The organism is Neolewinella aurantiaca (assembly GCF_008014675.1).
In the GTDB taxonomy this organism is placed as follows: Bacteria; Bacteroidota; Bacteroidia; order Chitinophagales; family Saprospiraceae; genus Neolewinella; species Neolewinella aurantiaca.
The window spans coordinates 89,063-114,085 of the sequence record NZ_VOXD01000010.1 but is presented as its reverse complement, the minus strand read 5'-3'; the positions used below and the strand labels follow the sequence as shown (position 1 = coordinate 114,085).

Annotated in this window: 14 protein-coding genes; 2 read left to right on the top strand and 12 right to left on the bottom strand. The window is 54.9% G+C overall.

Annotated features, from left to right (window positions below; genetic code table 11):
- Position 1: 1 nt before the first annotated feature.
- Both FUA23_RS08420 and FUA23_RS08415 read right to left on the bottom strand, forming a co-directional pair.
- Entirely contained in the window at positions 2-2,704 is a 2,703-nt protein-coding gene (locus tag FUA23_RS08420) for a T9SS type A sorting domain-containing protein (RefSeq protein WP_147930290.1), read from the bottom strand.
- Positions 2,705-2,741: 37 nt separating this feature from the next.
- Positions 2,742-4,574: a glucoamylase family protein gene (locus tag FUA23_RS08415; RefSeq protein ID WP_222707009.1), complete on the bottom strand. Its 1,833-nt coding sequence runs from the start codon at positions 4,572-4,574 to the stop codon at positions 2,742-2,744.
- A gap of 90 nt (positions 4,575-4,664) precedes the next feature.
- Here FUA23_RS08415 and FUA23_RS08410 point away from each other — a divergent pair, with 90 nt between their 5' ends.
- A complete protein-coding gene (locus FUA23_RS08410; protein ID WP_147930288.1) occupies positions 4,665-5,084 on the top strand; it encodes a hypothetical protein in 420 nt (139 codons plus the stop codon).
- 1 nt (position 5,085) lies between these two features.
- Here FUA23_RS08410 and FUA23_RS08405 read toward each other — a convergent pair whose 3' ends face one another.
- The 7 genes from FUA23_RS08405 to FUA23_RS08375 all read right to left on the bottom strand — a co-directional run bounded on the left by FUA23_RS08405 (position 5,086) and on the right by FUA23_RS08375 (position 18,199).
- Positions 5,086-8,658, bottom strand: a complete 3,573-nt coding sequence (locus FUA23_RS08405) for an SGNH/GDSL hydrolase family protein (RefSeq protein WP_147930287.1) — start codon at positions 8,656-8,658, stop codon at positions 5,086-5,088.
- Positions 8,659-8,798: 140 nt separating this feature from the next.
- Positions 8,799-11,525 (bottom strand): hypothetical protein, encoded by a 2,727-nt coding sequence (locus FUA23_RS08400; RefSeq protein ID WP_147930286.1) that lies wholly within the window; start codon positions 11,523-11,525, stop codon positions 8,799-8,801.
- Positions 11,526-12,002: 477 nt separating this feature from the next.
- Positions 12,003-15,362, bottom strand: coding sequence for a WD40/YVTN/BNR-like repeat-containing protein (locus FUA23_RS08395; protein ID WP_246144098.1), 3,360 nt, complete (start codon positions 15,360-15,362; stop codon positions 12,003-12,005).
- A gap of 265 nt (positions 15,363-15,627) precedes the next feature.
- Positions 15,628-15,978, bottom strand: coding sequence for a hypothetical protein (locus FUA23_RS08390; RefSeq protein ID WP_147930285.1), 351 nt, complete (start codon positions 15,976-15,978; stop codon positions 15,628-15,630).
- A gap of 5 nt (positions 15,979-15,983) precedes the next feature.
- Positions 15,984-16,514, bottom strand: coding sequence for a phage tail protein (locus FUA23_RS08385; RefSeq protein WP_147930284.1), 531 nt, complete (start codon positions 16,512-16,514; stop codon positions 15,984-15,986).
- 219 nt (positions 16,515-16,733) lie between these two features.
- Positions 16,734-17,264, bottom strand: coding sequence for a phage tail protein (locus tag FUA23_RS08380; RefSeq protein WP_147930283.1), 531 nt, complete (start codon positions 17,262-17,264; stop codon positions 16,734-16,736).
- Between the two features lie 41 nt (positions 17,265-17,305).
- Entirely contained in the window at positions 17,306-18,199 is an 894-nt protein-coding gene (locus tag FUA23_RS08375; protein ID WP_147930282.1) for a T9SS type A sorting domain-containing protein, read from the bottom strand.
- 347 nt (positions 18,200-18,546) lie between these two features.
- Between FUA23_RS08375 and hemB the strand changes: the two genes are divergently transcribed.
- Positions 18,547-19,533, top strand: a complete 987-nt coding sequence (hemB, locus tag FUA23_RS08370; protein ID WP_147930281.1) for a porphobilinogen synthase — start codon at positions 18,547-18,549, stop codon at positions 19,531-19,533.
- Positions 19,534-19,576: 43 nt separating this feature from the next.
- Here hemB and FUA23_RS08365 read toward each other — a convergent pair whose 3' ends face one another.
- The 3 genes from FUA23_RS08365 to recG form a co-directional block, all read right to left on the bottom strand.
- Positions 19,577-20,524, bottom strand: coding sequence for a DUF6807 domain-containing protein (locus FUA23_RS08365; protein WP_187270939.1), 948 nt, complete (start codon positions 20,522-20,524; stop codon positions 19,577-19,579).
- A 286-nt stretch (positions 20,525-20,810) separates the two neighbouring features.
- On the bottom strand, positions 20,811-21,635 hold the full coding sequence (locus tag FUA23_RS08360; protein WP_147930279.1) for a prohibitin family protein: 825 nt from the start codon (positions 21,633-21,635) through the stop codon (positions 20,811-20,813).
- 1,260 nt (positions 21,636-22,895) lie between these two features.
- Positions 22,896-25,022, bottom strand: a complete 2,127-nt coding sequence (gene recG, locus FUA23_RS08355) for an ATP-dependent DNA helicase RecG (RefSeq protein WP_147930278.1) — start codon at positions 25,020-25,022, stop codon at positions 22,896-22,898.
- Position 25,023 lies beyond the last annotated feature (1 nt).

The following is a 25,023-nucleotide window of genomic DNA, read 5'->3' as shown; positions in this document are numbered from 1 at the left end:
CTTATTCGTGAATGATCATGGTGCGGGCAACGGGCATTCCGTTCGCCGAGCGGGCGGTCAGTACGTAGGTTCCAACGGGCAGTTCATTAACGTCCCATTGCACCTGCGTTTGCGCCCTATCAACGCTAAGGCGCTTCGCATTCTGACCAAGCATGTTAGTGAGTTCAAAGGAAACGGCACCTTCGGGCTTGTCGATTGTCAGTACAGTACGCACAGGGTTGGGGAAAACACGGAGATCGTCGATTACCACAGGTGTGAAAATGGAAGTAGCGATGCAGGAGCCGTTACCTACCGCGATATCATCGAAGTAGAAAGTCAGCGTCTCTGCCGGGATTACACCGAAATTAGGAATCAAGGTGAGGCGGGTGTAAGGGGCGTCGTCGGGTACTACACTCATGTCAAAGGTCAGTTCCTGCCACTCGCCGGGGGTAGTGTACTGAGCAAAAATGTCTCCGGATTGTGGTAGCTCTTCGGGGCCGCCCTCCAGTTTCAGTACTACGTCTCCGGCTACAGGCATCAGCATTTTCATCTTCACCACTTTATTACTGGTGGGTAGGATGATCGGTGCTTTCGTGTCAGCAAACATACCGGCGAATTCCTCGCCGTCTGCAGCTTCTTCGAAAGTACCCACTTTAGCACTTGTGTTGATGCCGGAAGCATTCGGGTTGTCGGAAATGATGAACTCATTGCCCTCCAGCGCACCGTTGGCGAAGTAAGCCCAGCTGCTGATGGTTTCGTCTTCGTTCTCGAAGGTGACTACGCAATCGTTTACGTAAGGAGCACGGGAAAACTGCAGGTCGTCAATGTAGTAAATGTTGTTTTCCGTGTTTTCTCCACCTGCACCAAAGAAGATCACTAATCGGGTATGGCCCTGGCCGGCAGCGCCACTGAAGTCGATTTCGTATTCGACCCATTCGTTGGCAACGGGGATGTCAGCAAAAAATTCAACCGCTGGGTTGTCTCCACCTTCCAGTTTGAAGAGAATCTGACCGGTAACCGGAGCCCATACTTTCGCCTGTAGACGGTTCTTTACCTCGAAGTCGAAGGCGTCGACGTTGTCGTGCACCAAGGCGTTGAAGCTACCGGGAGGATCCGTTACTTCTCCTACTTTAGCGCTGGAGTTGGTCGGGGTAATGTCGGGGTTGTTGACCGGCACTACGGTTACGTCGCAGCAGGTGTAGTTGGCGTTCCGCTGACACTCGAAGTCGTCCAAGATGTCCAGGTCCGGCTCAACGTCAGCACAAACATCTACGGTACTTGCGCCCTGTACAAGGTTATCGAAGTAGTACTGTCCGGTACCGGTGGTCATGGGGTCGAACTGAAGTTGGATTTCGCCAAAATCGGTTACGTCAGCAACACCTTCGAAGTTGAAATTCAGGGTCTCCCAGCTGCCAGGGGTGGTAACGTCGGCGTTTACACTCGTGGCACCGTTGAGGGCGCTGATGAGGTTCATCGTAACGGTCGTCGCTCCGGCAGGGGCGAGTACATCGATATTCAATTGGGGGTTGCCGCTAAGATCGATACCTTCCAGCAGCGAAGAGGTGAGGGTGGCAAAGTTGGAAGATCCGCGCACGTAGCTTCCTACGTTGTCGCTGGTGTTGATGCCCGTGGCATCGGGGTTGGCCACCACAGCAAAGGTGCCGTGCAGGGCGTTATTATCGTTCAGCGGGTTCCAGGCAAGGCTGGCACCGTCCTCAAAATCTTCAATGGCTTCGGCGGCAGGAGCTGGCGTCAGGGTGATGTCGTCGAGGTAGTAAATGTCACCGGTGCCGTCCTGGCCGGCGTTGAGGAATAAGGTGAACTGGCCGTAATCACCACCAGCTTGTGCACTAAAATCCTGGCAGACTTCCACCCAGGTTTCGGTTTCCGTAATGGTCTGTGCCATTTCAAAAGCAGCGGAAGCACCTCCTTCGATTTTGAAGAGCAAATCACCCGCAACCGGAGCCCATACTTTGAGACAAAGCTGGTTGTTCACGCTAAGATCGATCGCGCCGTTGTAATCTATCACCAATGCGTGGAACGCGCCTTCCTGATCGGTGTACTGGCCAACGGTGGTACTGGTGTTGATGCCGGAAGGATCAGGATTGGCAATGGCGGTGATGTCGTCGAATCCGGGTACGCCGTAGCTGGCGTTGCGCTGGCATTCGAAGTCGTCGAGGATGGTTGGGTCTGCCTCCGTGCCCGCGCAGTCGCCGGCTGGACTGGCGATCAGGTTGTCGAACAGGTAAGTGTCGGTACTGGTCTCTACTCCGGGATCGAAGAAGAGGATGATGTCCGTCATGCCGGTAAAGCCAGCGGCAGCACTGAAGTCGAAGGTGTAGGTTCTCCAGACGTTTGGGGTGGGGATGTTGACAATCTTTTCGATGCTGTTGCCCCCGCCTTCAAGCTTCATCAGCAACTGGGTTGCCGCACCGGCATTGATCTGGATGGAGTACTGGTTGTTGACGCTCAGGTCAAGCGGGTCGGCGAGTTGAGCGACGAAGTAGCTGTAGGCACGGTCGCCGGCTTTGGTGTACGATCCGACCCATTCGCTGGGGTTGATGCCAGTAGTGTCTTCCGGGTTCAGGACGGGACCATCGTAGGTGCCCTCAAAGGCATTCCAGGGCAGGTCGGCGATGCCGCCTTCGAAGTCTTCGAGCACCACCTGGGCACTCAGGGTGCCGCAGAAAAAGGCAACCATTAAGAAAAATAAAACTCTTTGCATGATACAGTTGATTTTGGGTTAAGCGAAATACAGATAGCTAGTCGGCGAGAATGATCGGCAGTATAGCCGATCCTCCCGGACCGTTAATTCTTAAGTAGTAGAGGCCGTTCTTCAGGCGCGGTCGCAGGTGCAAGGTGAGTTGATGAGAGCCCGGTTGTAGCAGACCCGGCTCGAGGACAAGCCCGTGGTTGTGGCCGTCGGCCCCAAACAGATTAACTGTTATTGCCCCTGCCCGATCCAGCGCAAGGGTTAGCGTGGTGGTACCCCTGACCGGATTGGGTGAAATACTTGGAGGTGAGGTTAGGAACTGAGGTATTTCTTCATTGCTTACAATAGTTGAGTCAGTCGTAAAACCTATGGCTTCCAGGGCAGGTTCGATCTCCGGATTACGCATGAATAAGTCCCAGAGTAAACCGCTGCGGTGGTTCTCGATCATACAAATAATGGGACCCTGATCGATGGCCAGGTAAGAGTTGGCGTACCAATTTCGGTCTGCGTTGAAGGCGTCATAGAAACCATACGGACCCCACATTTCGTCGCCCAATTCACGGTAGAAATACTTGAGGGCGTCCATGCTTTTTTCCGGGGTGTAGGGCATTGAACTCAGCGCTGCGGTGGGGCTGATGGTTCCGTTGTCGGTTTGGCGGCTGTCGGGCGCGTGGGCCAGATAACCATCGGGGTCGTCACTCGCGGTGAGACCCCAACTATTAGGGCCGTAGCCTTCCCAGTTGTAAGGGTTGTCTACACAGTGCTCGTAGTTGATGAGCGTGTGGTTGCGGTTGGCTACAAAATAGTTGGCGTACTGGTCCTTGATTCCCCGCGGGTCAAAGCCGAGATAGCTGTAGTGGGTAAAAAACAGCGGACCTCCTTTTCCCCTGCCGACAATCAGGGGAATGCCGTAGTAGCCAAGAGAATTCTCGTAAGCACCACCAGCCCAACCAGTATGATAAAGCGACGCCGGGATGCTGTGCTCGGCATTCGGGGCAGCAATACCCAGGATGTAGGCGATGTGGGTTTCGTTGAAACCCCGCAGCTGCAGGTTGATGGAGAAGTTGTTCGTCGGCGACCAGTGCCAGTACAGCACATCCTCGTTGCTTTCTTTACGGTACCAATCCCAGTTCACGTCCTCCCAGAGCTGGGTGATGTTCTCGCGCAACGCAATCTCTTCTGCGGAGTCTCCGGTGTAGTACTGTCGGGCAGTGAGCAGGCCTTGCATAAGGAAGGCGGTTTCCACCAGGTCTCCACCGTCGTCGGGCGGACTGAAGGGAATCACCGCTCCCGTAGCACCGTTCATCCAGTGGGAAAAGGCTCCTTTGAAGCGGGGAACCGTCAGGAGGAAGTCGACAATCTTACTCGTCCGCACCCGCGCTTGCTCGTAGGTGATAAAACCACGTTCTGCGCCGACAATCAATGCCATTATTCCGAAGCCGCTGCCACCGGAGGTTACCGTTGCGGTGGTGTTTCGCTCTCTTGCCAGGCCCGAAGTAGGGTGGCCGAAGTCGTAGAAGTACCGAAAGGTATAGGCTTGTACCATGTCCAGCAACATCGAATCGTTCATCTCGAATGTTGTCGCCGTTACGGTGTCAGATGGAGTTCCCAGCTGACCTCCGGATCCCACCGCACGCAGATAGTAGCTGCTGGTTACATCGAAGTCACCGACGAAGTCTACATAGTTGAACGTTACGCTGTTCACGCTGCCGAGCAGCGTATACTCAGCACCGTCTATCGAGCCATACACCCGCATTGTGTTGACGGAAGGATTTGGGTGCTGATCCCAGTTTAGCTCTATATGGTGATCGTAAGCCGTAGCTGTTACACCCGTTGCAGCCTCTGGCTGGGCGAGCAATTGGCTACTCTGGCTTACGATCATTACATAAAATACTGTCCAAGAAAATACCTTAAATGCTTGCATGAAATACTTTAAAATCGATTAAACACTGTTGTTCATAATGTCTCTTAAGTGTATTCCAAATATCGGGGTGTCGCACCTCTTAAACCTAAAAAAACACTTCACCACGACTACGCCATTGCCGTATTTTTTGATGCGGTGTACCGTTTTGAGTGGCGCATTGGTTGTGTGTATGTTGTTGTAGTTCAGTATTTTATCGTGCTTGTTTCCGTTTTGAAGGAAATGGAGGGTTGGGGAACGGACCTCACCTCTCTTTTGATTGGCTCGGTGGGCAATGCTGCGGGCCGGGGTCACCTGTTCTTACGAGTTGGAGTAGGCGAAGGGCAGCATTTCGGTGGTAATTTCCTCTGTCAGGAAACGGAAAGCACCAAGGCCAGGCGGGGTGGAGGTGGCCGAATTAAAAAGCGGGTTACCGATCTCAAGCCGGGAAGGCAAGTGATCGGTAACCCGCTAAGGAAAACCGGTAAATAGCTTAACGGAAAGTCAGAGGGATGATGCTGCGCCGCAGACCATCGCTACTCTTCAGGGTGACAACGCAGAACATTTGCCGGGCACCCGGAATTTTCAATTCGGGGTTTATGCCAACAACCTGGTCCTGCCCTGCGGGCAGGAAGTGGCGCCGCTGAAAGTGCTCCCGGCCGAGTGCGTCGACCAAAGAGACGGTCATGTCGGCGGAGGTCTCGGTACTGACTTGTACCTGGAACTCGCCTCCGGTCGGGTTTGGGAAGATGCGGGCACCCGCATCCTGTAACGCCCGGCCCGGTTCACTCAGGGCGGTGGTCAGTGAGCAGTTAAGGGTGTCTATCCTCAGGTCACGAACCCTCTCGAAAATCAGGCGGTGTCCGGTATTGTTCACGTGTACGCCGTCACCGGAGTCTAAATCCGGATCAATGAATCCTTCGTCGGTGGCGAGGTCATTCCAGAAGTCGATCGCGTATTCACCGTAAATGGAAAAGATGGAATCTCTGACCTCCCGCTGGAGGTCGACCTGAGCGGGGTTGCTGAAGTTGCGGGGTTGGGTGGTGGCCACCCAAACACGAACGCCCTGGCTGGCGGCCGCTTCCACAATCTGGCGGAAGTTGGCAAGTTGGTCCGCTACCGAGAAGTTGTTGGCCGCATCGTTGGACGGCATGTTGATGATGATGGCGAAGGGATCCAGCTCGAGGGCACGGGTTATGTTGCGCGTTTGGTCAACGCTGATGTTTACCCCTGCCGGGATGGAAGTACCGGTAGGAAGAATGTGGTAAGTCGTGTAGCCACCACGGCCAAGATTGGTCACCTCATAGCGGGAGTCGCCCGCCAGGTACTGACTGAACCGGTTGACCCAGGAACTATCCGGTGAAGAAGCACCCGCACCTTCCGCAGTGGAAGAACCGAGCACTACAATGTTACACGAAGTGGAATCGAGGGAAATCTCAAAGACGTCGTCGCTGGTATCCGTAAGCGTGTCTGCGGTAATCCGAATCAGACCTTCTGTGGTGGCAGTAGCCGGGATGGTCCAATTGTACGATTGCCCGATGGCGGGTACCGTCTCAATTGGCGACCAGTTGGCGCCCGCATCTGCGGAGTATTCTAGGTCGACACTGAACAGGTTACGGCTTTCCCAGCGGATGTCTGTGGTTTTACCGGCTTGCAGGAATTCGCCTCCGTTCGGAGCAAGCAACGCCAGAGAGGTGCCTCCGGCAGGGGCTTCGTTTTCGTACACCAAGCGGAGGGCTCCGAGGTAGTAGAAGCTGAAGGAGTTGACGTTGTTCGGGCCAGCCGTTGCGGTCACGACGATGGTCCCGTCGGTCGCAGGAAGCATTGTCGTAGTAGCCAGCATATCCGAATTGGACGCTACGTTGAGGTAGACGGTGTCGGTGGTAAGGCCCTCTACCACGTACTGTGTCTCTCTGTTTTCACTGGTTGTGCGCGAGGCGAAAATATCGAGGGTGTACGCTTTGTCTACTGTAAGGTTGGTCAGGGTAACCGCTGCGGTGGGCTGAACCTGTCCACCGAAATCGACTGAGTTGCCAAAGAAACTATCGCCGGTGGCGGTAGCAGGGAAGCCAAGCTCTGCAGCCGGATTGATGGTGCCGTCGGTGTTGATGTTGTTGAAGGCGTCCGTCATCTCAAGACCGTAACCGGTCTGGAAACCGCTGGTGTTAGACAGGTCGCCGATGATGCCCGCTACGGGGTCGGTGACGTTGTTCCACGGGGCTGGAGACACGGTAGTACCACCAAAATCGACGAGGACGGTATCGAAGGGCGAAACTGCGGGCTCAGACTCGAAGCCTACCTTGATCGCCCCGAGGTAGTAAAAGCCAGAGCTGTTGTCGTTGTTCGGGCCGGGGCCTGCGGTGATCCGGACGGTGCCATCTTCTCCGGGGTAAGCAATAATGGTCGCTGCGCTATCGTCGTTAGAGGCTGCATCCAGGTAGACGGTGTCGGTGTTCATCCCTTGTACGATGTACTGGGCTTCCCGGTTGTCAGACGCGCTGCGGGAAGCGAAGAGGCTGAAGAAGTAAGGCGTTTCCGGGTTCATGTTGGCCAACTCGACCCCGCCGGTAGGCTGGGTTTGACCGGTAAAGGGCGTCACGTTGCCGAAGAAACTGTCTCCCGTAGCCGTGGCCGGAAGGCCAAGCGCTGAAGAAGGAGACACCGTCCCGTTGCGGTTGATGCTGTTGAAGGAATCAATCACGGTGAGGCTGATCGCGCTCAGGCTGCCGTCGGCGAGCAAGAGTTGGATTGTGGTATCCGATGCAGGGTCGGTAACGTTGTTCCAGGGCGTGGGGGAGAGGATGTCGCCGAAGTCAATCAACAAAGTATCTCCGCCATTGTCCACTACTGGAGGACGCTCCTCAGCGTCGTAGTTTATGCTCAGGGCTCCGAGGTAGTAGAATCCGGATCCGTTGTCGTTGTTCGGGCCGGTGGCCGCAGTGATGGTTATTGTGCTGTCTGCGGCAGGGAAGAGGGTCGTCGTAACGGTCATTCCCGTATTGTCGGAGGCATTGAGCAACAGCGTGTCTGCTGAAGCGCCTGCGAGAACGTACTGCGCCTCCCGGTTGTCGGCAGCGTCACGGGAAGCAAAGAGGGTGATGGTGTAAGACTTCTCCGGGCGAAGCTCACGAAGATGAAAGCCTCCCGTTGGCTCCGTCAGGCCACTAAATTCGGTTACGCTACCGAAGAAGCTGTCTCCGGTAACAGAGGCAGGGTAACCCAACTCTTCGTCTGGTGTCTGGGTGCCTCCGGTGTTAATACCGTTGAACCGGTCAACGACGACGATGTCGTAGGATGAAGCAAAGCCTGCGGTGTTGGCGAGGTTGCGGATGTTGCCCGTTACTTGATCCGACATATTGTTCCAGGGAGCGGGGCTGATCACGCTGCCGAAATCCACCAGTATTGTATCCTGCGGCAGCGCCACCTCTTCGTGTTCGTAAATAACCTTCATGGCGCCCAGGTAGTAAAAACCAGCCGAGTTGGTATTGTTGGGGCCAGGACCTGCGGTTACCGTAATGGAACCATCGGCGTCGGGTCGTACCGTTGTGGAAACTGTTACTGAAGTATTGCTCGCCGCATCCAGCAGGAGGGTTTCTGTGGTGCTGCCGGACACCACGTACTGTGCCTCGCGGTTGTCGGTTGCTTCGCGGGAGGCAAATAAGGTAATGGTGTAGTCCTTTTCCGGAATGAGCCCAACGAGGGTTACCCCGCCGGTAGGCTGAATCTGACCGCCGAAGTCCGTTACGCTCCCGAAGAAGCTGTCTCCGGTTGCGGTAGCCGGGAAGCCAAGGCCCTCATCCGGGGTTTGGGTGCCTCCCGTGTTGATGTTGTTGAAGGGATCCGAAACGGAAAGGCCATAGGTAGTAGTGAAGCCCGCCGAGTTAGCGAGCGTGATGGTGTCCGGTACCGCCGGATCGGTGACGTTATTCCACGGTGCGGGAGAAAGGTTGTTGCCGAAATCGATCAGAAGGGTGTCGTTGGCCGGGACCTGAGCCGCAAGGGTATAAGGCAGGGCCAACAGGAAAATTCCTGAAAGGAGGCGAAGAAAAGTCTGGGTGTGTTGCATGATCGAAACTGAATTATTTACCAGAACAATGTCCCGTTATAACTCTCCTCAACCAAAAAAAAGACCTCACCACGACTACACCGTTTCCGATGTTTAACGTGTTTTTTGGGGTGCTGCGATACAATTGTTTGGTGCTTCCGCTAAAATTCCAATAAATATCGGTTTAGGTCGTCTCCGCTTTCCAGGCCGATTTTTTTGCGCAGGCGGTACCTTTTATTCTCCACGCCACGCAAAGAGATGTGCAGTAGCGGAGCAATTTCCTTCGAGCTCAGGTCCATGCGCAGGTAGGCGGCCAGTTTGAGGTCGCCTGCTGTTAATTCCGGGTGTCGCTTCCGCAACCGCTTGAGGAATGCTTCGTGCACTTCGTTGAAGTGCGATTCAAAAATAGACCAGTCTTCCTCGTTGTTGAGGTTCCGGTCAATGAGTTTGTCTACTTTCCGGTGGTCAATCGTGCCGGAGGGGTTGCGCTTGCCTTTCGCCAGTTCTTCCTTGAGGGCGAGGAGCATTTCGTTCTTCTTGGCCAGCGTCAGGGTGGTGTTGGCCAGCTCCCTGCTTTTTCGTTTCAGGTTTGCGTTCAGTTCCCGGTTGCGGGCAACGATTCGCTCGCGCTGGACTTCGCGCTGACGAATCACTTCCATCCGGCGTGCCTGGTTGCGCAGCCGCTGCAAATGGAGTTGGTACAACACCCAAAGTGCAACACAGAGTGCCAGTGCGTAGAGTACGTAAGCCAGGCGCGAACGATACCAGGGTGGGAGGATGGTAAAAGCGAGAGTCTCACGCTTCCCGAACCAATTGGCTTCTACCTCGAATAAGTAGTCTCCTTCGGGGAGGTTCGTAAATCCGCGCTCACCGGATTTTGACCAGGCCGACCACTCGTTTGCGTATCCGTTAAGGCGACTGCGGTAGCTGGTCGTTCGGTCAAATACCGGCAAGGCTGCGGAGAACCGCAGGTCGTTGTTTCTGAATGCTATCCTGGGGCGGGTAGCTTTATCGCTGAAGGGCCTCCACTTTGCGCCTGAACGCAGAGACGCCCGCAGGATCATGGGAGGAGCATCGGTCGTCTCGGAGCCTGGCTTTACCGTAGCGTAGCCTTCGTCCAGCAGGAAAAGACGTTGGCCGTCCGTCCATGGAATGATTCCGGGGTAAGGGAAGCGCAATCGCATAGGTAGCTCCGCGACCATTTTTTCTTTCCGGTAAATCTTCACCCGGTCGGCCCCGGCAATGAACCAGGGAGCATCATCCTGACCGCCGATAAAGTACTCTCCCGGCATAAGCGGCACATTGTGCACGGCTTCGAAGGCGAGCAATGAGTCGTTCCGAAAGAGGCGGCGGCCCTGGGCGCTTTGCAGCAGGATACCTTCGGAGGTGCGTAGGGAGCTGGTCTTACTGAGGATGTCGTCGGTAAGGGTGTCTATTTTCTCAATTTGCCGGGCATCATCACTCATGGTGAGCAGGAAAGCGCCCTGAGAACTGTGCAGGGCCAGCAGTCGGTGTTGATCGACCCACTCCAGCTGGCGAATGGGCGCCGAGAGCCCGGCAATTCCACTCACCAAAACATCTTCGCCCGCCCATTCCAGTAGTTGCAGGCCGGTATAGGTTGCCTGAAGCAACTTCTCCGGACTGCCCGGAACGGGCACAGTCATCCAACCTCCCGAACGGGCAGATATTTTACGGGCAACGTTATTCCGGACAAGAAAGGTGCCGTCGTTGTGTCCGCACAGTAATCCCACGTCGGTCTCCCGGAGTTCCCACACCTGACCTGAGGTGCCGGGCACCAGGGTGTACGTAAAACCGGTAGCGGTTTCCTGTTGGAGATACAAACCCTGGTTGGTGCCAAAGTAGGCTTTCCCATCATAATAAGCAGCCGTGTAAACAGTACCCGGCGGGCGGCTTTTACCGGTAACGAAACTGACGTGCGACGAACGGACCATCAGGTCGAGGCCGCGGTCCAGCCCCAGCCATAAGTTGCCGTTTTTGCTTTCGTTCAGCGCCAGAATGGTGTTATTCCTCAGCCCGGAGGCCTCGTCGAGAAACAGCGTTTTGCCCTGGCTGGGACCAAAAAGAATCAACCCTCCGCCGATGGTGCCAACGGCCAGCGAACTGTCTTGCAGCAGCGCGAGACGGTTTATTTTTGTACCGGCAAGCTGTTCGTTCAACCGGTGGTCCCACGAGGTCAGTTGCCCGTCTTTAAATCCCAGTACCGAATCTGCAGTGCCCAGGATCAACTGGTCTGGGGCGGGGATTATACTTACCACTTCGCGATCGCCGAGTGCTGCACTGCCGGGCAATAGCCTGAACCCCTCCGCAACTCTCCAGCTGAATACTCCCCGCCCGGTTACTGGTACGAGCAAATCAGGGCCGGCAGCTACGGCGAACATCATTACTCCCGGAGGAACAACAGTGGTCGTCTGCGTTCCGTCATACACGAATAAACGGCCGAAAGATTGAAAAACGACTTCGCCGGTTTCCAGAACTTCAATGTTCCAGATCTCTTCTTCCCGGTCTGGCGATTTTAGAGAAGCAGACAAAGAAACCCAGGCGGAAGGCTCGTCTCCTGCAATTTGAAAGTAACCGAATTCTCCGTAGCCTCCGGCGTAAAGCCGGTCACCAACGGCAGCTAAGGCTCGAACGGTCGGCCCGCCGGGAAGGTAGAGCTCTGTCCATATGGCTCCGTCATAACGCAGGACACCGCTTGCGTTGGCCAGGTACATTATCCCTTTTTCGTCGGTGGCGATGTCCCAAATCTGCCCTTCGCCGCTGTACTCGGCCCGGGGAAAGGAAACAATCTTCGGCAATGAAAAACCAGGCGTTTCCTCCGGTTGAGAATAAAGCGTGCCTACGCCGTACAGCAGCTGGAAAATAAACAACAGGGCTATATGTGAATGGCGGTGCCTCAGATCGGTTGGCTTGATTGAAGCAGCAATTTAGGTGTTTTTTGCGGGGGCGCGGGTGCAGGGGAGGTTGAGGGGACGGTGAAATGGCAAAGTCCTCTCTGCCTTGCGACAACTGAAGTTGCCGCCTGTATTGAGCAAAGTCCCTTCAGGACTATCAAAAATAAAACTCACGAATTTGCAATTGCTCTGGGTTGAAGCTAGTCAACGATGACCACAAAAGAAGCTGGTAGCCTTCTGTACTATGTTGGCCAGCGTCACAGAAGATAAGGAAAGCCAAATGAGATACTATAAAGCAGCAGAAAAATTGTGGTTCGAACTGAATCAGCAATTTCCTGACTATAAAGAATTCGAGAATAACCTGAAGTGGGTTAAAGAGCGTATGGCAGAGTTATAATGGTTGAGACGCTGTGCGTCGAACTGGCGCCAGTTCGACGCACAGCGTCTCAACCGCTACAACTTCCCAAATAACGACAAGTCCGCCGCCTCAACCTCCCGCCGGAAGGCAGAGAAGTCGCCGCTGATGAAGCCTTCAACTTCCTTGATGAAGTCTTCTGCTCCTTCCTGGAACTGACTGAGAGTAACGGTTGCCATCTGCGAGGCCTTGCCTTCTACCTGGCCGATGTACCGCCGGGCGGTGAACATCTGTGCCTGCAGGTTGGTCGGGTTACGCTGGATGCCCTTCAGCCCCTCTTTTTCGGTGTAGATTTCCTCGATCCGTGCAATCTCCTTTTTGAGGTCCTTGATGTCGGCGCTAAGAGAATCTTTCACCGCTTCGGGAGCATCCTTCAGGAGGCCCTGTACGCGGGTAAGCGACTTGCCGGCCGCCTGCAGGTCGTCCCAGGCAGTGGTGAGGTGGACGACGGTGGTGTCGTACTTGGCGGTGAGTTCTTCGCGGGCAGCAAAAGCGTTGGGGACGGGCTCTTCGCGCGGATCGGGATGGATGGTCAGCATGGTTTTGCCTACGTGGCCATTGAAGGTCATCACGACTTCATAAACGCCAGGAGGGACCTGAGCTCCGCTCGGGGTACCGGCATCGGGGCGGGGAGCGCGGCGGCTGGGGAAGGAGATCCCGTCGCGGCGCATGTTCCAACTGGTGCGGTTCATACCGTACTTGGGCGTTGTTTTGTAGGTCCGGATCGTGTCGCCCGACTGAACATCAACCACCTGGATGGTCATCTTCTTTTTGTTGCGCATTGGCGCGTTGGGGTCCTTGTCGTCGGCAGTAAGCATTTCGGCTTCCGCAGGGTCTTCGGTAACGGAGTAGCGGAGCAGACGACTTACATCCGGGCCCTGCTCTTTTTCAACTTCCATTGCACCAGCGGCCTCGCCCTTCTTGCCTTTTTTGCGCTTGCCTTTGCCAGCCATTTCTTCCTTAGTAGCGTCGGCTTTCATGCCTTTCCCTTTGCCGCCTTTTTTGCCTTCCTCGGGCAGTACCCAGTAGGTGAGCATAGCGCCACGGCGGCGGTCCTGCCCCTGAAACTGTCCCTGCGCGTAGAAACGCACACCCTGGTAAGAGCGGGTCTCCCACTGGTACGCATCCGGCGCGGGGAAAACGGCGAAGGTGTCTTTCAGCATCTTCGTACCCTGCTTAGCGATCTCGCGTAGCGGACGGATGTCGTCCATAATCCAGACTGCACGCCCGAAAGTACCGATGATGAGGTCGTGCTCACGCGGGTGAATCTTCATGTCGCGGGTAGAAACGTGCGGGTAGTTCTGATCGTAATGTGTCCATTTGGCTCCTTTGTCGAAGCTGATGAACAGCCCCTGATCGGTGCCCAGAAAGAGCAGGTTTGGCTCGACAGGATCCTGAACGATGGCGAGGGTATGACCAACAACGGCTCCGTCGGATTTGATGATCTGGCGGAATGTTTGTCCATAATCCGTAGTGTGGTAAACGTAAGGCTTAGTGTCTCCTCTCCGGAAATCGTTGACGATGACCCATGCTTCCGCAGGGTTGTGTTCTGATGCTTCTACGTAAGGAATCCAGGCACCTTCTTTCATGCCAGGCAGATTTTTGGAGAGGTCGTTCCAGGTTCCCCCGTCGTTGGGGCTGAAGTGCAGTTTTCCATCGTCGGAGCTTACCCACAGGCCACGCCCTTCGGGCGTGTTGCTCTTGGTCGGTACGATGGCGAGCAGGGTCGTGTGGTTTTCCGCCTGGGTAGCATCGATGGTGAGACCTCCGGAGATCATGGACCGTTGGCGGAGGCTGTCGTTGGTGGTCAGGTCGGGGCTGATGATGGTCCAGTTGTCGCCACAGTCGGTGGATTTGTGTACGAACTGGCTGCCCATGTAGATGGTACAGTCGCTCTCGGTACTCTGTGCAATCGGTGCGTTCCAGTTGAAGCGCAGGAAGGTCCCGTCGGGGTGAACAGGCTTGATGCCGATGGTTTTGCCGGTTTCGCGGTTCACGCGGCCCAGGGCTCCGCCCTGGCTGGCGGCGTAGACCATTTTTTTGCTGCCGGGCTTGAAGATCAGGTCGAACCCATCACCGAAGTAGACTTCCTGCCAGTCGGAATCGGTGATGCCGCCTGATTTAAGTCCCTGGCTGGGGCCTACCCACGAGCCGTTGTCCTGCATGCCTCCACCAACGAGGTAGGGGAAGCTCATGTCGTAGTTGATGTGGTAGAGCTGGGCCAGTGGCAGGTTGGCGGCGAAGCGCCAGGTGTCTCCGCCGTCGTGGCTGATGTTGAGGCCACCGTCGTTGCCGTCAATGATGTATTCGGGGTCGTTGGGGTCGATCCAGAAGGCGTGGTGATCGGGGTGAACGCCGTTGCCGTAACCGGCAATCTGACGGAAGGATTTGCCGCCGTCTTCAGATTTGTCGATGTAGGTATGGACGTTGTAGATCCGGTTCTCGTTCTGCGGGTCTACGTACAGTTCTGCGTAGTAGAAAGGACGGCCACCGATGTTTTTGGTGCTGACCAGTTTCCAGTTCGCACCGCCGTCAGTGGATTTGTAGAGGCCGTTTTCTTTGGCTTCCACGAGGGCGTACAGGATGTTGGGTTTGTTGGTGCCGATGGTAAGACCGATGCGACCGAGATCTCCTTTCGGCAGTCCGTGCTTGGCAGTTTTACGCTCCCAGCTGTCGCCGCCGTCGTGTGTGATCCAGATGCCGGAGCCGGGGCCGCCGGAGTTGAAGTAATCGGGGTCGCGGTCAAACGTCCACGTTGCTGCAATGATCTTGTTCGGGTTGCTGGGGTCGATGATCATATCGGCGATGCCGGTACCGTCATCGACGTAAAGGATTTTCTCCCAGGTTTTACCGCCGTCTTTTGTGCGGAACACACCGCGTTCCTCGTTGGGGTACCACATGTTGCCCATTGCGCCAACGTAAACCACGTCGGGGTTGGTAGGGTGTACGATTACGCGGTGGATGTGACGGGTAGCTTCCAGGCCCATCATTTTCCAGGTTTTTCCACCGTCGAGGCTTTTGTAAATGCCACCGCCGTAGTTAGCCGAGTTACGCGGGTTCCCTTCGCCGGTTCCTACCCAAATCACGTTGGGGTTGGCATCGGAAACGGCAACGGCACCGATGCCGAGGTACTTCTGGTCGTCGAAGATGGGTTCGAAGCTGATGCCACCGTTGCGGCTCATCCAGACACCGCCGGAGGCGGTGCCGACGTAGATGTGGTCGCGGTCGGTCGGGTTTACGTCAATGGCCGTTACCCGGCCAGACATGCCCGCAGGGCCGATGTTGCGGGGTGAAAGAGCCTCCCAGTATTTCAGGTCGATCTGGGCACCGATTTGGGCGGGGACGCAGGTGCCAAGAAAGGCTAAAAGAGCAAGGAGGGGTATATGATGTAGTCTCATGAATATTTGGTTAGTGCTTTGGGAACGGGAATATACGACAGTTGTAGGATTTGGAGGTTGCCGGCCACGACCTGCTTTATATTCTGGTGTATGTTTAAAGAGGGATATATATAAACGCAAAAAGCAATTAACCGCCTGAGTCATTGCTGACCCTAAGGTTAATTGCTGATTTTTAAACTGCTCTCTTTTCAGGAGCAAACAGTTCGTTCGGTGATGCCAGACAAGTGCCGCTGGCGGGCAAACCTGCTGAGCAGGTTCAGGTAGATCAGGCGTTGCTGAGCGACTTGGTAAACATTCTTCCCTTTGCGCAGCCCATCACCATTCGGTTGCCATTTTCTGCGATGTACTCGAAATGGTATTCCCTGAGGCTGGTTTTACGTTTGATGATGCGAACCGGACGGAAGCCGTTGACTGCACTCTCCGGAAGTGGAAAATCTGCATTACGCAACTGGCTACAGAAGGATGAGATGTGTTTCTCTTCCCAGGAAGAAAGGTTCAAAACGCTGCTCGGAGAGGAGCTGAAAGCCTGCCCCTGATTCGCTAACAACGGCCCGGCCATGATTCCCATGCCTACGCCACCCAGCGTTTTTAAAAATCTTTTTCTACTTGCTACCATAATGCTTAGTTTCTGGATGGAAAGGTTCCCTGGAGGGCGATGATTGAGTTGATCGCAAGGTATGGTGCACGGGTGTAAACTGGTTGTGAGCCACCGGTATTTGTGGTCATGCCACCACCTTGAAGGTTCACCAGGTTCGCACCGCTGGGGGTGAAGTCGTTGTCGCCACGGCCCGACTCTGCCAGGTAACTATCAGCAGGGCTGGTAGTCGTACCAGGGTCTCCACTGGCTTTCAGGATGATTGAGTGGTTGTGGCTGGGCAGGTTGGTAACGTTGAGAGTAACTTGTTCTGTGCCTCCTTTTTGGCCGATGCTGATGGAGCTAAGCCCCGGGCCGGTGCCTTCAGACACCGGAGCGCGGCCTCTCAGGTCGGGCAGGGCAAAAGTTGTCCGTCCATCTCCTCCGTATATAGTACCGAGAATGGCAAAAAGGGCTTGGTTTGAAGCGATGGGTAACAATTGGCCATGGCAAAACGCCCAGCCACGGGGGGCGAAGTTGCCAGCGAAGAAGATAATCTGGCCTAAGAATGGGTCCATGTTTGGTATTGTTGAATATGCTACCGGTTCTTGAATTCTCACTCTTAATCACCAGCCGGAGCCGGAACAGAGGTAAAGCCAAGACACCCGGTAGCATAATTGCTGTTTTGGCTGAAGAGATGGTTGTGCTCCCTGGTTTCTTCCGCTTTGGAACCCGGGGGACATGTAGCATTCTACGACAGTTTCCAGCAGGTAAGAGCAGGGGGTTAAGACCGCGAATTAGTTACGGGAAGGGTAGACTCCCTGAAGTGCGATGATTGCGTTGACCGCCAGAAACGGGTCGCGAATGTTGAATGGTGCCGAGTTTCCGGTATATGTTGTCATCCCACCACCCTGAAGGTTGACCAGGTTCGAAGCACCAGGGGTGAAGTCGTTGTCACCCCGGCCAGATTCGGCTAAGTAGCTGTCTGCCGGACTGGTAACAGTACCGGGGTCGGCACTGGCTTTCAGGTTAAGGGAGTGATTGTGGCTGGGCAGGTTGTTTATGTTGAGGTGAGCTTGTTCGGCACCTCCTTTCTGGCCTAAGCTCAAAGAAGTAAGCCCAGGACCACTTCCCGGAGTCACCGGAGCGCGGCCTCTCAGGTCCGGCAGTCCGAAACTTGTCCGTCCGTCTCCTCCGTACGTCGTTCCGAGGATAGAGAAAAGGGCAGAGTTGCTGTTTATTGCGAGAAGCTGTCCTTCGCACAGCGCCCAGCCACGGGGAGCGAAGTTTCCTGCGAAGTATATGACTTGTCCGATAAATGGTTCCATTGTTGTCTGTTTATGGGTTTGCGGGAATAGCCCCGTTGTTGTTATTTGGTAGTGGAAATCCGGGTTGTGAGTTGCGTTTCTTTGTTCTGGAAACGCACGAAGTAGGTCCCGGCGGGAAGTTCTGTGACGGAGATAGCGCTTCCGGGGGTGTAAGAGAGGTGTTGCTGTAAGACCTGGCCGGCAGTGGAAAACAGGGTGACGTCGCCCGCTTCTGTCGGGCCCTGCAAAGTGAAGGATTGGACCGTCGGGTTAGGGTAGGCGTACAAGCCCTCGGCGAGGTAGTAAAACCCAATGTTTACAATGCTGGAGAATGAATAGTAACCCGTCAGATCTTCCTGGCGGAGACGGTAAGTATTTTCTCCGCTGCGGGGAGAAATGTCTTTGAATTCGTAACTGTTGACGGAGTAGCCATTGCCAAGGGTCTCTACGTAGCCTATCGTCTCCCAATCGTTTCCACCAACAAGACGTTGGACCGAAAAGCCAGCGTTCTGATCTTCAGAAGAGGTCTGCCATTCCAGCAGAACAGATTTTTTTTCTACGGCCCGGCCGTTGAAGGAAAGCCAGTTGACCGGTAAGGCACTTGCTCCGCCTACCGTCAGTGCGGCGTTAGACGGGCAATCGCCGGAATGGGACCAGGCAGCAAGTGACGAGGAAGGTGGATACGTTGTGTCTTCCGCAATAACATACAGGAATGCACCTCCGTCACCTACTACGACCCACTCATTGTAGGGGGCGGGATCCCAATAGATCTGAATGAGGGCATAGAAATAACCATCGTAGGTGCCAGAGCCAGCAAAGGCCGGTTTTCCGTTGATTGGAGCAGCGTCCTCGGTCAGAACAATTGTACCCGAAAAACAGCCACCAGATAGTTCTATCTGAGCGGATAAAGTAAAACAGGTCATCATTGCCAGGAGAGAGAGTAGGAGTTTTTTCATGACACAAGTATAATTAACTGGGCTTACTTGTCACCTGTTTATCGCCGTTTTTACCATCTAATGTGCAAAAAACGCGTATAAACACGTATGTTTATACGTGGTTATACGTGCTCTTGGCAGAGGTAATACGAGACTGAACCAACTTGTGCCAACTCAGGCCTGCCCCCTTCAACCTGCTTTGCACCCGCGCCCGCGCCAGACTTGCCTGTACAGAAGGTGCACCAAAATGCCAAAACAATGACGAAGCCAATCAGGTAAGCTTCTACCTTTGCGTTTCTGGAGTTTTTCCTCTGCGCTGTGTTTTCTCAACACCCGCAAAAACTAATGAACCAACAGACCTAAAGACTATGCTAAGTCGCCCCCGCCGCAACCGCCAATCCGCCGCCATTCGCGCTCAGATTCGCGAGACCGAACTTACCCCAGGCCATCTTGTACAGCCCATTTTTCTGATGCCCGAGCCCAACGCACGCCTGCCGATCGTGAGCCTGCCGGGAACCTTTCGCCTCGGTATCGAAGAGGTTGTGCGGGAAGTAGGTGAGTGCCGGAAGTTGGGCATTTACAGCTTCATTATGTTCCCCGCTGTACCCGAAGAGCACAAAGACAAAACCGGCACCTACGCCACCAGCGAGGAGAATTTCTACCTCCACGCCGCCACCCGCCTGAAAACGGAATACCCCGATATCTGCCTCATCTCCGATGTAGCGCTCGATCCTTACAGCACCGACGGCCACGACGGTTTGGTGGTGAACGGCAAAATCGATAATGACCAAACCCTGCCCCTGGTCGACGCTATGGCCGTCGCCCAGGCACGTGCTGGCTTCGACGTCATCGGACCCAGCGAAATGATGGACGGCCGCATCGAATCCATCCGTCGCGCGCTCGATAAGGAAGGCTTCACCGATACCTCCATCATGAGCTATTGCGCCAAATACGCCAGCGCCTTCTACGGCCCTTTCCGCGATGCGCTCGACTCTGCTCCCCGCCAGCTCGAAGACGTACCTACCGACAAAAAAACCTACCAGATGGACCCGGCCAACCGTAAGGAGGCCCTCCGCGAAGCCGCGCTGGACGCCGCCGAAGGCGCCGATTACCTGATGGTGAAGCCCGCCATCAATTACCTGGATATCATCCGCGAGCTGACCAACGAGCACCATCTCCCCATCGCAGCTTACCACGTTTCCGGCGAATGCGCCATGCTCCTCGCCGCCGCTGAGCGCGGCTGGCTGGATTACCAAACGGCCGCCAGCGAAGCACTGCTTTCCATCCGCCGCGCCGGAGCGAGCGTGATCATTAGTTACTTCGCTAAAGATTTTGCCACCTGGTACGGCCAGTAATTGTGTTCAACAGCCTTCAGGCTATCTCCGAATAGCCCGCAGTTCAAAAGCTACTCAACAAATCAACCGGCACCTCGCCGTCAAAAACCACGACGCGGTAGCGGGCGAGGTAAGTCTGTCCCGGCGCGATGAAAGCTGCTTTTTCCGTGATTGGCGATACCGAAAAGTAGGGTAGGTCCGGGTGTACCCGTACACCCACCGGCCAGCGGAAATTTTCGGGATGGGGAATCACTGCCATTCCTGCTTTGCCGCCGGGCAGGTCGCCGTAAATAGCGGTCCACTCCGGGTGGGTATGGTTGGCGGAGTCGCGGGTGAGGCCGTCGCTGGTCAGGAAATCGGCGAGGCCCATAAAGTTGGTGGTGTCCTTCGCGTTCCAGTATTTGCTGCCCCGGACGCCAAGGCCGCCGTAAAGGTGCTTGTTCAGGATGAGGGTGTCTTCCGTAATGTTGGTCTGCTCACTGCGGACATCCCAGACGAAAACGTCGTCCCGGTCGTGAACACGAACGGTAAGTTCTTCGGCGAGTATGAGCCCGTGGGCGTTGCTCAGGTGGTCGATCCTTGCCTTGAAGCCAATGATGCCGTCCTCCTTGACGGTTTCAACAATTTCCTGGTTCCTCAATGTCGCTAACTCTTTATGCGTGTTCCAGAAATCGACGAAGCTGTCCCGGAAGGTCGTGTTCGTCCAGGCACTGAAAAAACCATTCTGGTGGGCGTAGCCTGCGGGGAAGCCGTCGCTAACAACCTGACCGGATGGGCTGTGAATCGGGTGAATGAACCCGCTGCGGGTGTAATGTTCGGGCAGCCCGTCGGGCAACTGCGGCGTCAGCCAGTAGTTCAGCACGGGTTGGTCGCCGTTCATGATGCGGAGGTAATCTGTCGTTTGTTCAAGGTGCAAAGTACCTGTACTCTCTTCCCCTTTATTCTCTTGGGCGGGGCCGCAGGATGCAAGGAAAAGGATGAAGGAGCAAAGAAAGATATAGCGGTGGATCATGCTGTAATGTACGGTCTCCGGATGAGTTTTGCGACGGGGCTTTAACTCGTGGCAAAGTAGAGACATCAAATGTCAAATAGGGTAGGCCCGGCTTCAGCGGGAGGCCAATTTAGCCTCCGGCTGAAGCCGGACCTACTGAAAGAATTCAATGTGTCCCGCTTTCTCCGGTATTGCTGTGGTAACAAAAAAGTAGAGTGCAAAGCGGTTAAGCCTTACACTCTACTTAAGTCGCCTCAGGAAATTATTAGAGGCCACGTTTCATTCAGCATACATGCCGAAGAACAGATTAGTTGCCTCCGCCGAGGATGAGGGGCAGGCCTCCGTTGTCGCTGCCACCCACAACGATTACTTTGCTGTTGGGCGACTTGGAAAGCTCGAGGGTAGCCTCGATGCCTTTATCCTGCAGAATCTTGTCGGATAGACTGGCGGACAGGATTCGGTTGGCATCAGCTTTGGCCTGCGCCTCGATGAGGCGCCGCTCTGCTTCCTGCTTTTCGCGGGTGAGGATGTATTCGTACTTGAGTGAGCCCTGCTCTGCCTCCAGTTTCTCTTCGATGGCGGTCCGAACCTTTTCGGGCAGCTCGATGTCGCGGATCAGGATGGCCCGCAGGTCAATGTAGTTCTTGGCCAAAACATTGGTTAGTTCCTCGGTGATGAGTGTTTGCACCTCATCGCGCTTGGTAGAGTAGAGTTCCTCCGGCGTGAACTTGCCAATCACCTGCCGCACAGCAGAGCGTACCTCCGGACGAACGAGACGGTCCATATATTCTCTTCCGAACGTCTCATGGATGTCTCCGATCTGGCCGTAATTAGGCCGGATCCGGGCGGTCACGTCTACCTTAATGTTCAGGCCGTTGCTGGAAAGTACTTCCATCTCTTCTTCCAATTGGGCTTCGCGGACGTCATACACATACATTGTATTCCAGGGAGCAACCATGTGGAACCCTGGCTGGTAGATATTGCTTTTATCGAGACCATCACCAAAAGTTCGAAACAGGACTCCTCGTTCTCCCGCTTCTATTGTCAGGAATGTAGCGTTGCTGAACATGATGATGGCGATGAGGAGGAAGAAACCCACGATGCCGAGGGTCATATATTTTTTCTGGTTCATATTAGTTTGATCTTGGCTAAGTTAACGGTAAGGTAATCATTTTGGTTTATGCCCGTTGTCGGGGCACTGCACTGTGTGTATCACAATGGTCCGCTACAATTTTAGGTGTCTCTGGCGCTCTACATCTTTACCCCCCTCATCACTGCTTACATTTTAGGTGTGTACCCAGGAAAAGCTATGGTCCGGCCGCCTTCATCTCCGGTGAACAGCGGGGGTGAGCGGCCTCTGGTCGCGTAATTGGCACGTACGAGGTTTAATCGGAGTGAGACTCCTCCGCCGACACTTTCGACTATTTTCATTGCGAAGTTACTTCGGCCTTGGCTCCGGCCACTGATTCGGTTGCTGATGGCCGTTAAAAAAAGCAAACTGTATGAGCCAAAACGGAGTGGCTGCATTTCCGAAAGGCTATTAAATCCGACGGTTCCAAAGCTTCGAAAGACAAGTTTGATGGCGAGTTTTTGCTTTTTAGGCCAGCAGTGACCGGATTAGTGATTAGCCGGAGACACAGCCTGAGGGGTTTGCTTCTTTGCCCCGACAAAGAAGGCCGCCGGCAGGCAAGGTGAGACGGGCGGGAACGCGGAGTGATTGTTTCCTCCCAAAAGACTTCGTTTCTTTTCGTTTTGCCCGTTCATTTTTTCTTGATAAAAAACGAACCAAAAAATCAAGGCTGTGCCACCGGCTGATCGTGGAATCCAGTTCTTGAAGCCTAAAATGGAAAAACTCGCGTTAGCGTTGGTCAGGTTGCTTCTAAACCCATCGGTTCGTTGAAATCTGGGTAGCTGCGTCCTGGGCCTTGAGAACGCTCAGACAGTTTCCATTTTTAAACGGCTTCAAAAACTGGATTCCACTGCCGGTGCCAAGGCCGAGGCCGGAGTATCGGAGCTCTGTGCTTTGCTTTCAATTACGGAACTTAGAGCATTCAGGAAAAGCTATGGTCCGGTCGCCTTCACCTCTGGTGAACAGCGGGGATGAGCGGCCTCAGGTTGCGTAACAGACATGCTAGACAAGATGTATGACGAGATATGACGCCGTTACGCTCCTGCAAAGACTGGCCGCACGGAAGTAAAGTCATCTCTTTAGCTATAAACCGTAGCGGACCATTGTGCAACAAATTGCACAAACAACCTTTCTTGGGTGGTGTTGCTTAAGACCGGAGGTCCGCCTCTTGTAGCGTGGGGGGCTGTCCCTCCCCGTTTTCGTTGTGCGTTTGGTGATACACGCCACCACCACCAAAACCCATCGACGCGCAGGCCATCCACCCTAACTGATCCGTCCCCAGCCTTTGACCCCGAGCATGTGCTTGTCCATATGAGCTTTCAGGTTGGCGAATTCCGGGCCTTCAAGTTTCGGGTCGCGCTCCAGGATGTCCTTCGCCCGGTCACGGGCGACGGCGAGGATGCGCCCGTCGTTGGCCAGGTCGGCGATGCGCATTTGCAGTACGCCGGATTGCTGGGTGCCGTCGAGCATGCCCGGGCCACGCAGCCGAAGGTCTGCCTCCGCAATTTTGAAACCGTCGGTGGTCTCCACCATAGTTCGGATGCGCTCCTTGCTTTCTCGGCTCAATTTTACGCTGGAGAGCAGGATACAGTAAGACTCTTCGGCTCCCCGGCCCACCCGACCACGCAATTGGTGCAACTGACTAAGACCAAAACGCTCGGTATGAACGATGACCATAATGGTTGCATTCGGGACGTTTACACCAACCTCAATTACGGTGGTCGCCATCATGATGTTGGTCTCGCCGCGCTTGAAGCGCTGCATCTCGGCGTCTTTCACGTCGGGCTTCATCTTGCCGTGCACGATGCTGATCTGATATTCCGGTGGAGGAAACTTGAACCGCATTTCGTCGTAAGCCTCTTCAAGCGCGAGGAGGTCCAGCTTTTCGTTTTCTTCGATGAGCGGATAAACAATGTAGGCCTGCCGTCCTTTAGCGATCTCCTCCCGGATACGGCCGAATACCCGCTGCCGGCGGTGCTCGGTAAAGTGGACGGTCTGGATGGGCGTCCGGCCAGGCGGAAGCTCGTCGATGACAGAAACGTCGAGGTCTCCGTAAGCGGTCATGGCCAGCGTCCGGGGAATCGGGGTGGCGGTCATCAGGAGCACGTGGGGAGGGTAGGGTTTGTTCTTCACCCACAACTTTGCCCGTTGCTTTACACCGAAGCGGTGCTGCTCATCGATAATAGCCAGGCCAAGATTCTTGAATTCCACCCAGGGCTCGATCAGGGCGTGGGTGCCGAGCAGAATGTCTATCTCGCCGTTAATGAGTTCTTCCAGGATTTTTTTGCGGGCTTTCCCCTTGATGCTGCCGGAGAGAAAAGCAACGTTAATATCAAGTCCTTCGACGTATTCGGAGATGCCTTCGTAATGCTGATAGGCCAGGATTTCCGTTGGTGCCATCATGCAGGCCTGAAATCCGTTGTCGAGCGCCATGAGCATCGACATCAGCCCGACCATCGTTTTGCCCGAACCAACGTCGCCCTGCAGCAGGCGGTTCATCTGCACACCCCGGCCGAGATCGGCCCGGATTTCTTTCAGCACCCGCTTCTGCGCTCCGGTGAGCTCGAAGGGGAGCTTGGTGCTGAAGAATTTATTGAAGATGGTGCCGATGCTTTCGAACTTATAACCGGCCACCTGCCCTTCGCGTTTCACTTTAAGCTGGAGCAGGCGCATTTGCAGGAGAAATAACTCTTCGAATTTCATCCGCCGCCGGGCACCGTCCAACTGTGCCTGATTGGGTGGAAGATGAATAGTGTAGAGCGCCTTTGCGCGGGGCATTAGGCGGAGTTCCTTCATCAGGTAGTTGGGGATGATTTCCGGAAGGTCCTCTGCTTTAAGCTCATCAAACAGGGCGCGGATCAGCTTGCGGCGGCCGCGATGATCGAGACCCCGACGGTTGAGTTTCTCGGTGCTGGAGTAAACCGGCTCAAAAACGGAAGAATCCGCAGGAGCCCGCTTTGCGAGTTCCATTTCCGGATGGGTGATGCTCAGCTTACCGTTAAATTCGAGCACCGGGCCGTAGCAGATGTATTCTTCACCAACCACAAACATGTTCTGCAATACATTGATGCCACGAAACCAGACGAGTTCAAGTGCTGCGCCTGACTCGTCTCTCAGGCGGCCTACCAGGCGTTTTGCCCGGCCTTCCCCCTTCACGCTCAGGATTTTCAGGACTCCTTTTACCTGCACCGAGCCCTCATTCGGGATGATGTCAATGATGCGGTGGAACTTAGTTCGATCAACGTACCGGAAAGGATAGGCGTGCAGAAGGTCGTTGAGGGTATGAATGTGCAACTCCTCGCCCAAGAGGTTGGCCTTGGCCGGGCCGATGCCCTTGAGGTGGGCTACCGAGCGATCGAGAATGGCGGGTTTGTTGCTGTTTTCTGGCACC

Excerpts from the sequence above, each read along its gene's own strand:
- FUA23_RS08395 (WP_246144098.1), bottom strand. The coding sequence starts at position 15,362 with ATGAGACTACATCATATACCCCTCCTTGCTCTTTTAGCCTTTCTTGGC.
- FUA23_RS08420 (WP_147930290.1), bottom strand. The coding sequence starts at position 2,704 with ATGCAAAGAGTTTTATTTTTCTTAATGGTTGCCTTTTTCTGCGGCACC.
- FUA23_RS08405 (WP_147930287.1), bottom strand. The coding sequence starts at position 8,658 with ATGCAACACACCCAGACTTTTCTTCGCCTCCTTTCAGGAATTTTCCTG.
- FUA23_RS08415 (WP_222707009.1), bottom strand. The coding sequence starts at position 4,574 with ATGATCGTAAGCCAGAGTAGCCAATTGCTCGCCCAGCCAGAGGCTGCA.
- FUA23_RS08380 (WP_147930283.1), bottom strand. The coding sequence starts at position 17,264 with ATGGAACCATTTATCGGACAAGTCATATACTTCGCAGGAAACTTCGCT.
- FUA23_RS08375 (WP_147930282.1), bottom strand. The coding sequence starts at position 18,199 with ATGAAAAAACTCCTACTCTCTCTCCTGGCAATGATGACCTGTTTTACT.
- FUA23_RS08385 (WP_147930284.1), bottom strand. The coding sequence starts at position 16,514 with ATGGACCCATTCTTAGGCCAGATTATCTTCTTCGCTGGCAACTTCGCC.
- FUA23_RS08360 (WP_147930279.1), bottom strand. The coding sequence starts at position 21,635 with ATGAACCAGAAAAAATATATGACCCTCGGCATCGTGGGTTTCTTCCTC.
- FUA23_RS08365 (WP_187270939.1), bottom strand. The coding sequence starts at position 20,524 with ATGATCCACCGCTATATCTTTCTTTGCTCCTTCATCCTTTTCCTTGCA.
- FUA23_RS08390 (WP_147930285.1), bottom strand. The coding sequence starts at position 15,978 with ATGGTAGCAAGTAGAAAAAGATTTTTAAAAACGCTGGGTGGCGTAGGC.
- hemB (WP_147930281.1), top strand. The coding sequence starts at position 18,547 with ATGCTAAGTCGCCCCCGCCGCAACCGCCAATCCGCCGCCATTCGCGCT.